Consider the following 12,183-nt stretch of genomic DNA (forward strand, 5'->3'; position numbering starts at 1 on the left):
CGCCCGCGAAAACGCGACGGAAATCTACGGATTTTTTCCCCGCCCGCAGGGGCCTCGACCTTGCTGCCCCCCGACCCGGCCCCTACATCGGGGGCATGAAAAACGCCCTTGCCCTGCCCGCCCGGCTTTTCGACCGGTCCCCGCGCGTGAACATCGTCCGCCTGCAGGGCATGATCGCCGCCGGCGGTCGTGGCCGCCTGTCCGACGAAAGCACCGCCCCCCTGCTGGAGCGCGCGTTCCGCACCGGCAAGCCCAAGGCGGTGGGGCTGGTGATCAACTCGCCCGGCGGCTCGCCCGTGCAATCGGCCCTGATCGGTGCACGGATCCGCCGCCTGTCCGACGAGACCAAGGTGCCGGTCCATGCCTTCGTCGAGGATGCGGCGGCCTCGGGCGGCTATTGGATCGCCTCGGCGGCGGATGACATCTTCTGCGACCCGGCGTCGATCCTGGGGTCGATTGGCGTGATCTCGGCCAGCTTCGGTCTGCATGAGGCGATCGGTAAACTGGGGATCGAACGCCGCGTGCACACCGCCGGCCGCTCCAAGAGCCAGCTCGACCCGTTCCGCCCGGAGAACCCCGAAGATATCGAACGCCTCGACAGCCTTCTGGAGCAGATGCACGGCGTTTTCATCGACCATGTGAAGGAACGACGCGGCGCCAAGCTGACCGCCGAGACCGACCTCTTCGACGGCCGCTTCTGGCTGGGGCGCGAGGCCGTGCGGCTGGGTCTTGCCGATGGCATCGGCCATGCCGTGCCGACGCTGAAGGCGCGCTACGGCGACAAGCTGCGGTTCCGGGCCTTCGGCCCCCGCAAGCGGCTGCTGTCGCGCTTTGGCCTGTCGTTGGCGCAGGAAGCCGTGAGCGGGGTCGAGGAAGCGGCCCTTTGGGCGCGGCTGGGCCTTTGACGCGATGATCATCCGCGTCGTCGTCCTCTTTCTTCTGTTCATGCTGGTGATGGGCATGGTCCAGAAAGCCCTGCGCCCCAAGGGCCGGCTTGGCAGTGCGCCCAAGCGCACGGCGCTGGACCGGCTGCGTTGCCCGACCTGCAAGCGCGTGAACTTCTCCAACCAACCGACGCCCTGCGAGCGTCCTGACTGCGGAAACCGCTGATGTTCCTCGATATCGTGATGGTTGTGGCCGGCCTCGTCCTGCTGGTGCTGGCCGGTGATGCGCTGGTCAAAGGCGCCGTGAACCTGAGCCTGCGACTGGGCGTGCCCGCCCTGATCGTCGGCCTGACCGTGGTCGCCTTCGGCACCTCGGCGCCCGAATTGCTGGTGTCGGTCGATGCCATCCTCGACGGCGCCCCGGCGCTGGCCTTGGGCAATGTCGTCGGCTCCAACATCGCCAACATCCTGCTGGTGCTGGGCATTCCCGCGCTGATCGCTGCCGTGCCGGTCTCGCGCAGCCTGATGCATGACTTCGGGATCATGATGGCTGCCAGCGCCCTGTTCATCGCCCTCGCCTGGCTGGGACCGATCACCTGGTGGCACGGCCTGATCCTGCTGGCGGGCCTCGGTGCCATGCTCTGGAACAGCTATGCCCGCGCTCAGGCGCACCGCAAATCCGACGAGGCCGAGCTGGAAGGCGCCGAAGACGGCATCTCGGGCGTTAGGATCGGCCTGTACCTGCTGGGCGGCATCATCGGCCTGCCCCTGGGCGCCAACCTGCTGGTGCAGGGTGCTACGGATATCGCGCTGGTCTTGGGCGTGTCCGAGGCGGTGATCGGCCTGACGCTGGTCGCCGTCGGCACCTCGCTGCCGGAACTCGCCACCACCGTCGCCGCCGCCCTCCGCCGCGAGGCCGGTGTGGCCATGGGCAACGTCATCGGCTCGAACATCTTCAACCTGCTGGGCATCATCGGCATCGCCTCGCTGGTCGGGCCGATCCCGGTCCCCGAGACGATGCTGCACCTCGACCTGTGGCTGATGCTGGGCGCCTCGGCGCTGCTGGGCCTGTTCGTGGCGACCGGGCGCAGCATCGGCAAAGTTTCGGGGGTGATCCTGATCCTCGCCTATGTCGTATATGTCGTGCAGATGTTCTGAGGGATTGGCATGAGCGGCAAGGCACTGATTACCGGCGCGGGTCAACGACTGGGCGCAGCGATGGCCCTTTATCTCGCCGCTCGCGGCTGGGACGTGGCGCTGCATTACGCAAGCTCCGCCGACGGGGCCGAGGCCACCGCCGCCGAATGCCGGGCGCTTGGCGTGACGGCGGTGACCTTGCAAGCCGACCTGCTGATCGAGGCACAGACCGAGGCCCTGCTGCCCGCCGCAGCCGAGGCCTTGGGCGGCCCGCTGACGCTGCTGATCAACAACGCCTCGATTTTTGAGTACGACAGCCTGCACAGCGCGACCCGGGCGAAATGGGACCGGCACATGGACTCGAACCTGCGCGCGCCCTTCGTGCTGACGCAGGCCTTCGCCGCCCAATGTCCCAAGGCAAAGCCCGATGCGCGTGGCGAGCCCGTCGCCGCCGGTCTGGTGGTCAACATGGTCGACCAGCGCGTGCTGAAGCCGACGCCCGAGTTCATGACCTACACGCTGGCGAAGATGGGCCTCTGGGCGCTGACACGCACCGCGGCGCAGGCCTTGGCCCCGGATATCCGCGTCAATGCCATCGGCCCCGGCCCGACCCTGAAGGGCGCCCGCCAAAGCGAGGATCACTTCACCCGCCAGCGCGCCAATACCGTGCTTGAGCGCGGCTCGGACCCTGAGGATATCACCGCGGCGCTGGGATACCTGCTGGATGCGAAGGCGGTGACCGGTCAGCTACTCTGTGTGGATGGCGGTCAGCACCTTGGGTGGAAAACCCCCGATATTCTGGGTGTGGAATAACCCTTTTGGCTAACCCTGCGGCAGGTTGTCCACTGTGCCGCAGCGCGTCACAATCCTGTTAAGAAAATCATAAGTATTTCAGTCCCTTGCTGCGACTGCAAAATCTTTTCCTTGAAAAACAAGGGGTTGATTTTCCGCCTAAAAATTAGGCAGCTCACAGAAAAGGCTTTGCAGCAAGGGGATTCCGATCAGGCTCACAGCGCCTCCACAGACTTATCCACAGAAACCGTGGACAGCTTTGCCCTTGTACTCACCCGCGCTACAGTGCAGCGCAACCGCAGAATCAGCCCCCCGATCACGCCCGTGATCCTGCCAGCCCGACCATGAGCGACACGCCCGACCTGCCCCCTCTGACGCCCGCCGACGATGCCAAGGCAACTGACGGCCCGCAGCTGACCGGCCACGCGCTGATTGCCAGCTACGTGCGCACGCTCGACGGCTCTCCGGGCGTCTACCGGATGCTCGATGCCGAGGCGCGGGTGCTCTATGTCGGCAAGGCGCGCAACCTCAAGGCGCGGGTGTCGAACTATGCCCGGCCCTCGGGGCATAACGGGCGCATCGCGCGGATGATCTCGGAAACGCGCTCGATGATGTTCCTCACCACGAGGACCGAAACCGAGGCGCTGCTTCTGGAGCAGAACCTGATCAAGCAGCTGAAGCCCGTCTACAACGTGCTGCTGCGCGACGATAAAAGCTTCCCGAACATCCTGATCGCCAAGAACCACGCCTATCCGCAGATCCGCAAGCATCGCGGCAAGCGGACAACCAAGGGCAGCTATTTCGGCCCCTTCGCCAGCGGGTCGGCGGTGAACCGGACGCTGAACCAGTTGCAGAAGGTGTTCCTGCTGCGGTCTTGTGCGGACAGCGTGTACAACAACCGCAGCCGCCCCTGCCTTCTGTATCAGATCAAGCGTTGCTCGGGCCCCTGCGTGAACCTGATCACGCCCGAGGCTTACGGCGACCTCGTGTCCGATGCCGAGCAGTTCCTGTCGGGCAAGACCTCGAACATCCAGACCGAGTTGGCCGCGCAGATGCAGCAGGCCTCGGACGACATGGAATTCGAGCGCGCCGCCGCCTTGCGGGACCGCATCCGCGCCCTGACCGCCGTGCAGCAGTCGCAGGGCATCAACCCGCGCGGGGTCGAGGAGGCCGATGTCGTAGCGCTCCATCTAGAGAAGGGGCAGGCCTGTGTGCAGGTCTTCTTCATCCGGGCGAACCAAAGCTGGGGCAACGCCGACTTCTACCCCCGCACCGGCGCCGGCGCCGAGGAACCCGAAATCCTCGAAGCCTTCCTCGCCCAGTTCTATGACGGCAAACCGCCGCCCCGACAGATCTTGCTCTCGCATCCGATCGACAACGAGGACCTGATCCACGAACTGCTCTCGGCCCGCGCCGGGCGCAACGTGGCGCTTGCGGTGCCAAAGCGCGGTGAGAAGGCCGAGCTGGTGGAAAACGCGCTCAGAAACGCGCGCGAGAGCCTCGGGCGGAAGATGTCCGAGAGCGCCGCGCAATCGCGCCTGCTCACCGGGCTGGCCGAGGCCTTCGGGCTGGATGACGTGCCGCAACGGATCGAGATCTACGACAACTCGCATATTCAGGGCGCGCATTCGGTGGGTGCGATGGTGGTCGCGGGGCCGGACGGCTGGATCAAGAACCAGTACCGCAAGTTCAACATCAAGACCGCGCCCGGCGACGATTTCGGCATGATGAAAGAGGTGCTGACACGCCGCTTCGAACGTCTGTTGAAAGAGGACCCCGCCCGTGCGACGCCCGCCTGGCCGGACCTGCTGCTCATCGACGGCGGCGCGCCTCAGGTGACCGCGGTGGGCGAGGTTCTGGCGGAACTCGGCATCGACGATGTGCCCTTCGTCGGCGTGGCGAAGGGGGTGGAGCGTGACCTCGGCCGCGAGGAATTCCACATCCCCGGCGAGAACCCGTTCGCGTTGAAGCACAACGACCCGGTGCTCTATTTCATCCAGCGCCTGCGCGACGAGGCTCACCGCTTCGCCATCGGCACCCACCGTGCCGCCCGCGCGAAGGCGACGACCAAGACGCCGCTGGACGAGGTTCCCGGCATCGGCGCCGCGCGCAAACGGGCGCTGTTGCAGCATTTCGGCTCGGCCAAGGCCGTGACGCGCGCCGGCCTGTCGGATCTGATGGCCGTGGACGGAATTTCGCAGGCGATGGCGGAAACCGTCTACAATTATTTCCATACGGGCGAATAGAAGGGTCGGAACCGGGGCCGATAGTAACCTTGCAGAAAGGTTCTGTGCGCAGATTGAGGGGCAAATCTTGCACAGGCAACGAAGGTCATGACCCAGGTGTCCCAAACGAATTCCTACGCCAACGCCCCGCGCGATGCGGGGCAGGAAGTGCCTTTCGACCTGCGCGAACTGATTTACTCGCGCACCGATGATCGGGGCGTCATTCAGGCCGCGAACGATGTCTTCGGGCGTCTCGCGGGCTATTCCTTCCGGGAATTCATCGGCGCGCCGCACAAGCTGATCCGCCATGCGGACATGCCCAAGGGCTTCTTCCACATCTTCTGGCAGTACCTGAAGGCCGGTGAGCCCGCCGTGGGCTATGTGAAAAACCGCTCGAAGGACGGGCGCTACTATTGGGTTCTGGCCGCTGCCATCCCCTGTGACGGTGGCTATTTCTCCGTCCGGATGAAGCCGAATTCGAACCTGTTCCACACGATCCGCGCGGAATACGCCAATCTTCGCCGCCGTGAGGAGAAGGAAGATCTCTCGGCCGAAGCCTCGGCGGAAATCCTGCTTGAGCGGCTGAATGAGCTGGGCTTCTATTCCTATCCGGAATTCATGTCTCAGGCCCTGCAGGAAGAATCGGCGGCGCGCGACGCCGGCCTCGGTCGCCCGGCCGACAAGGTCGCCGCGCATCTGACCGGGCTGGTCACCGCGCTGACCGATGCGCTGAAGGAACAGACCCGCCTCGTCGGCCTGTTCGACAGCTTGAAACTGCTGCCGGTGAACATGCGCCTGATCGCCGCAAGGTTGGAGCCGCAGGGCGGCCCGATCAGCCAGATCTCGATGAACTACAAGACGTCGTTCGACAATATCTCGGAACGGCTGACCAAGTTCGTCACCGGCGAGGCGAATATCTGCGGTCGCATGGATACCGCCGTGCGCCGCGGCCTGATCCTGACCAATTGCGCCCGGCTGCACCTTGAGATGTCGAGCCATATCCGCCGCCCCGAGAGTGGCACAGAAGGATCGGAACGACGCAAGGAACATCTGATCGTCGAGAAACTTGGCAGCGACAGCCAGAAGCGCGTGCAGGCGTCCCTCGCTGATGCGGCGAACCTCGCCGCGTCGCTGATTGCCGCCGCGTTCGAGATCCGGCGTCTGGTGCTGGGCCTGGACACGATCCGCATCCTCGGCCGAGTAGAAAGCCGGCGCGACCATGTCTTCGAAGCCGCCTGTTCGGCCACGCTGGACCAGATCGACTCGGTTCAGGCCGAGATTTCGGAAAGCCTGCAGAGCCTCTCCAACCTCGCCGTGCAGATCCAGACCAGCCTGTCGATGATCAACGCCACCCGCGCCAAGGCGGAAAGCGCGCAGGCCGCCCAAGCGGCGGCCGAAGCCGAAGCGGCGGGCGACGACGGCATCGAGCACGGCTTCATGTCCGGCGATCCGTCCGATGCGGCAGACATGGGGCTTTCCGCCGAGAATGACATCAGCGACGGTGCGCCACGCTACGCGGCCGAATAGCCCTCTTTTCCCGGCGCAGCGCATGGGCTACGAACAATCCCATGCGCTGGACCATCCCCAATACGCTGACCTTCCTCCGCCTGATCGCCGCCCCCGGCGTGGCGGTGATGTTCCTCTATTTCGCCAGGCCCTGGGCGGATTGGCTGGCGCTGATCCTGTTCCTCGGCGCGGCGATCACCGATTACTTCGACGGCTACCTCGCGCGCCTCTGGCGGCAGGAGAGCCGCATGGGCGCGATGCTGGACCCGATCGCCGACAAGGCGATGGTGGTGATCGCGCTTCTGGTCATCACCGGCTATTCCGGCATGGACCCCTGGCTCATCCTGCCCGCGACGGTCATCCTGTTCCGTGAGGTCTTCGTGTCAGGCCTGCGGGAATACCTCGGCAACACGTCGCGCCTCTTGGCGGTGACGAAGCTCGCCAAGTGGAAGACCACGGCGCAGATGGTGGCGATCTCCACCTTGTTTGCCGCTCTGGGTCTGGAATACGTCCGTGAGCAGGCGCTGGCGTCGAATGCCGCCGTCATCACCGAGATGGCCGATGCGGGCATCGACGCGGAGATCAACGTGCTCTCGCTGGCCAATGTCAGCGGCGAGGTGGTCTGGGCCATCGGCCTTGCGCTGATCTGGATCGCCGCGATCCTGACCGCGATCACCGGGTTGGACTACCTGCGCAAGGCCCTGCCCCATCTGAAGGATTCGGGCGAATGAGCGTGACAATCCTGTATTTCGCCTGGCTGCGGGAGCGCATCGGTCTGCCGCGCGAGACGGTCGAGACCTCGGCCACCACGGTCACCGAGCTGGTCGAGGAACTGCGCACGCGAGAGGAGCGCTACGCCTTGGCGTTCTCGGACCTGAAAGCCGTGCGGGTCGCCTTGGATCAGGAGCTGTCCGACTTCGACGCGCCGCTGGCCGGGGTGCGGGAAGTCGCCTTCTTCCCGCCGATGACCGGGGGCTGAGCCCATGGCCATCCGCGTCCAAGCCGAGCCCTTCGATTACGGCGCCGAATGCAATGCCTTCGCCCAACGGGTCGACGGGGCCGGCGCGGTCGTCACCTTCTGCGGGATCGTGCGCGACAACGAGGGCCGTCTGCAGGGCATGGAGATCGAGCATTATCCCGGCATGACCGAACGCGCCCTCTCAGCCATCGAGGACGAGGCCCGTCAGCGCTGGTCCTTGGCCGACGCGCTGATCGTGCATCGTTTCGGGCCGCTGGCGCCGGGTGAGATGATCATGATGGTCGCCACGGCCTCGCGCCATCGGGCCGATGCCTTCGCCGCGGCGGAATTCCTGATGGATTACCTGAAGTCGCGCGCGCCGTTTTGGAAGAAGGAGCACTCGGCCGACGGCGAAAGCTGGGTCGAGGCCCGCGATGTCGATGAAGAGGCGCTGAAGCGCTGGTAAACGTCTGGGCGCGGCGGGCTTATTTCTCGGCCATGTTCTCGGGCGAGACGGGATCGGCGAAGATCACCGGCAGCCGGAACTCGGCGCGTTGGCCGGTCGCCCGGTCGACCACCAGCGTCCGCAGCACATAATCCCCGACCGCCCCGTTGATCCGATAGGTCAGGTGGAAGAAGCCGTCCACCGGGCTGGAGAAACTGTCGAGCTGCACCTCGCCCATCGGGATCAGCGAGTCGGTCATCTGCTGGCCCTGCGGGGATTCCAGCGTGAACGAGACATCGAACAACAGCCGGTTCGCACCATTGGTCAGCTGGCTCATCGAGAAGCCGTAGACCTCGACATAGGCATAGACCGGCTCGCCCAGCGCGAAGATGTTGTTGGGACGCGGCTGGAACATGCCGAAGCCCTCGGCCGGGGTGACGGTCAGCTGGGCATTGGTGACGCCGAAGCCCACCTGCCCCGTGACCTGCCGCAGGAATTGTCGTGCCGCGGCAACGGCTTGCGGCCCCTGTCCCGTGTCGATCATCTGCTGAATGGCCTGCGCCGCCTCTGGCAGGGTTTGCGCGCCCGAGAGCGACGGCAGGGTCGCGCTGGCCAGAAGGCAGGCAAGGGCCGGTCCCGTCACGGGGCGGGCTCGGCGCGGGAAGGTACCGCTCATGTCAGGGTCTCGTGCGGCGTCGGCATGGGGCCTACATTGCCCGCCCGCCGGGCACCGGGCAAGACCTGCTCGCGGCGATGTGTAGCGCCGGGATGAAGCCTTGGAGCGCCGCCGGACAGCGCGGCCGATCACTCGTGGCCCGAGAGTTGCTGGCGCAGTTGCTCGGCCTCGTGGCGGGCGCCACGCAAGCCGTCCATGGCGGCGTGCAGCTCGGCCTGCAGCTGGGCCATTTCGCGGCCCACTTCCTCGTCGCGGTGCTGGATATAGGCGATCGCCTGATCGCGCGTTTCCTCAGCGTCGTGCAGGGCCTGCGCCATCCGCTCCAGCTCGCCCAAATCGGCCTGGGTGACGCGGGTAAAGCGGTGAACCAACCAATTGACGAACCATCCCAACGCGAAGGCGGCGGTCAGAACGATCACCGTCACGATGACGAATTCGGTTCGGTTCATGGGTGGGTCTCCGGCGGCAGTCAAAAAGCGGGTCTGCGGGTTAAGGGGATGTGGCGCGGATGGGGCGCCGGCGTCAACCGTCTTCGGGCGCTTCCTCGTCGCCGCTGCCTACGGTTTCCTCCACCGGCGGCTCCGAACCGGGGCGCGGACGCGGGCGGGTCGTGTTGTCATCGGCGGACTGGATCTCGAAGGTCAGTTCGGCTTCCAGCGCGGGGTCCAGCGGTTGGGGCTCGGGTTCGGGGCGGATCAGGCGGAACTCGATGCGGCGGTTGGCTTCGCGGCCGGCCTCGGTGCCGTTGTCGGCAATCGGATCGGCCGCGCCATAGCCATGCGCCTCCAGCGAGGCGACCAGCACCCGGCGCGACAGCAGGGCGTTGATCACGGCCTCGGCGCGGGCCTGGCTGAGGTTGAGGTTGGTTTCCTCGCGGCCCTGGCTGTCGGTATAGCCGGCGACCTCGAAGGGCAGCTCGCCGCATTCGCGCAGCACATCGGCGATGCGGTCGATGACGCGCCCGGCCTCGGCGTTGATCTCTGTCGAGCCGGGGTCGAAGGTGATCTTCGTCTCGGCGAGGATGTCTTGGATGCGCGCTTCGCAATTGTCGGGCGTGGGCGCGTTGACGACCGGGTCCAGCGCCTCGTCATAGGTGACGTTGACCTCGATCGGGGCATCCGCCCCAAGGCCATTGAGCAGCGCCTGCGTGACTTGGCTACGGGCGTCGGGATTGCCCGAGACGCCGGAGATCGACACGCGGTCCGCGCGCACGGTGGCGCGACCGTCATGGAGTTCGGCGAGGGCTTCGATAACGGTCAACACTCGCACCGCCCAGCCCGCCGGCAGTTCCGGATCAAGGCGGGTGGCGATTTCCACCGCGTCGGGGCCAAAGCGCGCGGCCGAGAAGGCGCGCACGGTGGCGCGGATACGCTCATCCGGCAGGCGGCCTGCGACCGAGAAACGGCCCTCGTCCGTCAGGGTCAGCAGGACCTCCGGCGCCGCGGCGGTCTGCGCGCCTTCCTCGACCGGGGCTTCCAACTGGCGGGCGCTGAGGCTGAAGGCGTCGGGCATCGCGGTTTCCAGCCGGCCGACCACGCGGTCGAAATCGGCGGTGTCCACGGTGTGCGGCACGGAGAGGATCACGGTCCCGTCCGAGATCGTCAGGCTGCCATCCCCCAGTTCGGCCAAGGCGCGAATGGCCACGGCGGCCCCTTCGCCCCAACGCGGGGTCGGCGCGCCCAGCGCGAGCGGGCAGTTGACGCCCCGGGTGAGACCGGCCGTGCGCAAGGCGGTGCCGATCCGCTCCTGAGCCTCGGCGGTGTCGGCCACGCAGCTGCCCAGCGTCAGGGCGCCTTCGGCGGCATCGACGCGCAGCAGGAACGGCGCGGCGACGGGACGCGGGGCGACCAGATCCAGCGACAGCACCTGACCGCGCGGCGCGATGCCCCGCAGCGCCTGTTCCAGAGAGCGGCGTTCCTCCGGGCCATCGACCAGCGCCTCGACCTCGATCCGGCCGGCGGTAACGGAAATGCGGCCCACGTCGAAGCGTTGCAGGGCGTCCAGCGCGAAGTCGACCGCGGCAACCCAGCCGCCGGGAATCGCATGGTCCGAGGTCTGCAGCATGTCCTCGATTTCCAGATCCGGCAGCGCGTCGGCCAGACGGTCGATGATCCGCTGGCCCTCAGGGCGGTCGGGCACAAGGCCGATCACGGACAGATCGTCGCGGTTGCGCATCACCTCGATCCGGTAGACGGGGGCGACGACGGCGGTGCGGACCGGCACCACGATCTCCTCGGACAGGCGGGAGGCGTCGATCACCTCGCCCGCCACCTGCAGCGCGCGGATGCGGGCGCTTTCGGTCGGTGCGGTGCCCGTCAGCGTCGCGGTAAGGCCGTTCACCTCAACCCGGGTCCAGCCCATGTTCGCCTCGGCGAAGGCCTCGCGCAGCTCGCTCGCGGTTCGGTTTTCCACCAACGAGACGAGAAACAGCGCGGTCAACAGCGCCAGTACCGCCGCCGCCAGAAAGGAAGCGATGGAGACGAGCAGGGTTTTCTGTGACATGGAGATTCCGCAAAGGCAGCCCGGGCGGGCCCGTCAGCTTGGCCTAGCCCCATATGCCGCGTGATGCAATCACACCAGCAAGGCAGCGGCAAGAATCAGCACAACGATCAGCCCCGCGTCGCGGTTGGAGCGGAACAGCTTCAGCAGCAGCCCCGAATCGTTGATGTTCAGCCGACCCAACTGCCAGTTGAGATGCGCGCCAAAGGCCCAGGCGCCGGCCAGCGACAGCGACAGGATCAGGGGTTCGCCCCGCTGGGCCAGCGCGTAGATGATCGCCAGCGACATCAGCACGACCGAGCCCACGAGGAAGCCGCGCAGCCAGTTCTCGGTATTCTCGCCGAACAGGCGGGCGGTGGATTTCACGCCGATCAGCGCGTCGTCCTCGCGGTCCTGATGGGCGTAGATCGTATCGTAGAACAGCGTCCAACTGATGCCCGCGATGTACAAGATCACCGCCGGCCAGCCGAGCGAGCCAGTGACAGCTGTCCAGGCCAGCAACGCGCCCCAGTTGAACGCGAGGCCCAGGAAGACCTGCGGCCACCAGGTGAAGCGCTTGGCGAAGGGATAGATCGCCACCGGAACCAAGGCCAGAATGCCCAAGGTGATCGCGGCGGCGTTGAAGGTCAGCAGCAGGAAGAACGAGGCCACCATCTGCACGGCCATCCAGATCAGGGCCTCGCGCACCGTGACCGCGCCCGACACCAGCGGACGGTTGCGGGTCCGCTCCACCCGACCGTCGATGTCGCGGTCGGTGATGTCATTCCAGGTACAGCCGGCGCCGCGCATCAGGAACGCCCCGGCTCCGCAGGCCAGCATCACCCAGAACACGCGCCCGCCCGAGACCTCGGGCAGCGACAGGGCCCCCAGCAGCGCGCCCCACCAGCAGGGCAACAGCAACAGCCAGGTGCCGATCGGCCGATCCGCGCGGCTGAGGCGCAGATAGGGACGCAGCTCCTCAGGAGCCTTGGTATCGACCCAGCTTCCCTCGACCCGGTCGGCGATCTTGGTATCGCGCTCGCCGCCCTCTGGTGTTTGCCCTTCGCCGGTCATACAGTCCC

At 66.5% G+C, this 12,183-nt stretch carries 13 protein-coding genes; 9 read left to right on the forward strand and 4 right to left on the reverse strand.

Features of this window, described 5'->3' with window-relative positions; translation table 11 throughout:
• The first annotated feature begins 95 nt into the window (after window positions 1–95).
• The 9 genes from BCY78_RS17320 to BCY78_RS17360 all read left to right on the forward strand — a co-directional run bounded on the left by BCY78_RS17320 (window position 96) and on the right by BCY78_RS17360 (window position 7,968).
• Window positions 96–905 carry a S49 family peptidase gene (locus BCY78_RS17320; protein WP_068304401.1) on the forward strand — a complete coding sequence of 270 codons (810 nt, stop codon included), beginning with the start codon at window positions 96–98 and terminating at the stop codon, window positions 903–905.
• A gap of 4 nt (window positions 906–909) precedes the next feature.
• Window positions 910–1,110: a hypothetical protein gene (locus BCY78_RS17325; protein ID WP_068304403.1), complete on the forward strand. Its 201-nt coding sequence runs from the start codon at window positions 910–912 to the stop codon at window positions 1,108–1,110.
• Entirely contained in the window at window positions 1,110–2,042 is a 933-nt protein-coding gene (locus tag BCY78_RS17330) for a calcium/sodium antiporter (protein WP_068304404.1), read from the forward strand. The genes BCY78_RS17325 and BCY78_RS17330 overlap by 1 nt, the downstream gene beginning before the upstream one ends.
• 9 nt (window positions 2,043–2,051) lie before the next feature.
• On the forward strand, window positions 2,052–2,834 hold the full coding sequence (locus tag BCY78_RS17335; protein ID WP_068304406.1) for an SDR family oxidoreductase: 783 nt from the start codon (window positions 2,052–2,054) through the stop codon (window positions 2,832–2,834).
• A gap of 323 nt (window positions 2,835–3,157) precedes the next feature.
• Window positions 3,158–5,059 (forward strand): excinuclease ABC subunit UvrC, encoded by a 1,902-nt coding sequence (gene uvrC, locus BCY78_RS17340; protein ID WP_068304408.1) that lies wholly within the window; start codon window positions 3,158–3,160, stop codon window positions 5,057–5,059.
• An 87-nt stretch (window positions 5,060–5,146) separates the two neighbouring features.
• Window positions 5,147–6,565 carry a PAS domain-containing protein gene (locus tag BCY78_RS17345; protein WP_068304410.1) on the forward strand — a complete coding sequence of 473 codons (1,419 nt, stop codon included), beginning with the start codon at window positions 5,147–5,149 and terminating at the stop codon, window positions 6,563–6,565.
• Window positions 6,566–6,606: 41 nt separating this feature from the next.
• The gene (pgsA, locus tag BCY78_RS17350) at window positions 6,607–7,275 is read left to right on the forward strand and encodes a CDP-diacylglycerol--glycerol-3-phosphate 3-phosphatidyltransferase (protein WP_068304412.1); all 669 of its coding nucleotides are present in this window, start codon (window positions 6,607–6,609) and stop codon (window positions 7,273–7,275) included.
• A 2-nt stretch (window positions 7,276–7,277) separates the two neighbouring features.
• The gene (gene moaD, locus BCY78_RS17355) at window positions 7,278–7,523 is read left to right on the forward strand and encodes a molybdopterin converting factor subunit 1 (protein WP_068304506.1); all 246 of its coding nucleotides are present in this window, start codon (window positions 7,278–7,280) and stop codon (window positions 7,521–7,523) included.
• A 4-nt stretch (window positions 7,524–7,527) separates the two neighbouring features.
• On the forward strand, window positions 7,528–7,968 hold the full coding sequence (locus tag BCY78_RS17360) for a molybdenum cofactor biosynthesis protein MoaE (protein ID WP_068304413.1): 441 nt from the start codon (window positions 7,528–7,530) through the stop codon (window positions 7,966–7,968).
• A gap of 19 nt (window positions 7,969–7,987) precedes the next feature.
• Here BCY78_RS17360 and BCY78_RS17365 read toward each other — a convergent pair whose 3' ends face one another.
• The 4 genes from BCY78_RS17365 to ubiA form a co-directional block, all read right to left on the reverse strand.
• Window positions 7,988–8,623 (reverse strand): hypothetical protein, encoded by a 636-nt coding sequence (locus BCY78_RS17365; protein WP_068304416.1) that lies wholly within the window; start codon window positions 8,621–8,623, stop codon window positions 7,988–7,990.
• 128 nt (window positions 8,624–8,751) lie between these two features.
• Entirely contained in the window at window positions 8,752–9,072 is a 321-nt protein-coding gene (locus BCY78_RS17370; RefSeq protein ID WP_068304419.1) for a hypothetical protein, read from the reverse strand.
• A gap of 73 nt (window positions 9,073–9,145) precedes the next feature.
• Entirely contained in the window at window positions 9,146–11,125 is a 1,980-nt protein-coding gene (locus BCY78_RS17375; protein WP_068304420.1) for an OmpA family protein, read from the reverse strand.
• A gap of 69 nt (window positions 11,126–11,194) precedes the next feature.
• Window positions 11,195–12,175: a 4-hydroxybenzoate octaprenyltransferase gene (ubiA, locus tag BCY78_RS17380; RefSeq protein WP_068304422.1), complete on the reverse strand. Its 981-nt coding sequence runs from the start codon at window positions 12,173–12,175 to the stop codon at window positions 11,195–11,197.
• Window positions 12,176–12,183 lie beyond the last annotated feature (8 nt).

The organism is Pararhodobacter sp. CCB-MM2, from assembly GCF_001691415.1.
Taxonomy (GTDB): domain Bacteria; phylum Pseudomonadota; class Alphaproteobacteria; order Rhodobacterales; family Rhodobacteraceae; genus Pararhodobacter.

Coding starts and splice junctions, on each gene's coding strand:
- ubiA (WP_068304422.1), bottom strand. CDS start 12,175: ATGACCGGCGAAGGGCAAACACCAGAGGGCGGCGAGCGCGATACCAAG.
- uvrC (WP_068304408.1), top strand. CDS start 3,158: ATGAGCGACACGCCCGACCTGCCCCCTCTGACGCCCGCCGACGATGCC.
- BCY78_RS17360 (WP_068304413.1), top strand. CDS start 7,528: ATGGCCATCCGCGTCCAAGCCGAGCCCTTCGATTACGGCGCCGAATGC.
- BCY78_RS17325 (WP_068304403.1), top strand. CDS start 910: ATGATCATCCGCGTCGTCGTCCTCTTTCTTCTGTTCATGCTGGTGATG.
- BCY78_RS17345 (WP_068304410.1), top strand. CDS start 5,147: ATGACCCAGGTGTCCCAAACGAATTCCTACGCCAACGCCCCGCGCGAT.
- BCY78_RS17365 (WP_068304416.1), bottom strand. CDS start 8,623: ATGAGCGGTACCTTCCCGCGCCGAGCCCGCCCCGTGACGGGACCGGCC.
- BCY78_RS17335 (WP_068304406.1), top strand. CDS start 2,052: ATGAGCGGCAAGGCACTGATTACCGGCGCGGGTCAACGACTGGGCGCA.
- pgsA (WP_068304412.1), top strand. CDS start 6,607: ATGCGCTGGACCATCCCCAATACGCTGACCTTCCTCCGCCTGATCGCC.
- BCY78_RS17320 (WP_068304401.1), top strand. CDS start 96: ATGAAAAACGCCCTTGCCCTGCCCGCCCGGCTTTTCGACCGGTCCCCG.
- BCY78_RS17370 (WP_068304419.1), bottom strand. CDS start 9,072: ATGAACCGAACCGAATTCGTCATCGTGACGGTGATCGTTCTGACCGCC.
- BCY78_RS17330 (WP_068304404.1), top strand. CDS start 1,110: ATGTTCCTCGATATCGTGATGGTTGTGGCCGGCCTCGTCCTGCTGGTG.
- BCY78_RS17375 (WP_068304420.1), bottom strand. CDS start 11,125: ATGTCACAGAAAACCCTGCTCGTCTCCATCGCTTCCTTTCTGGCGGCG.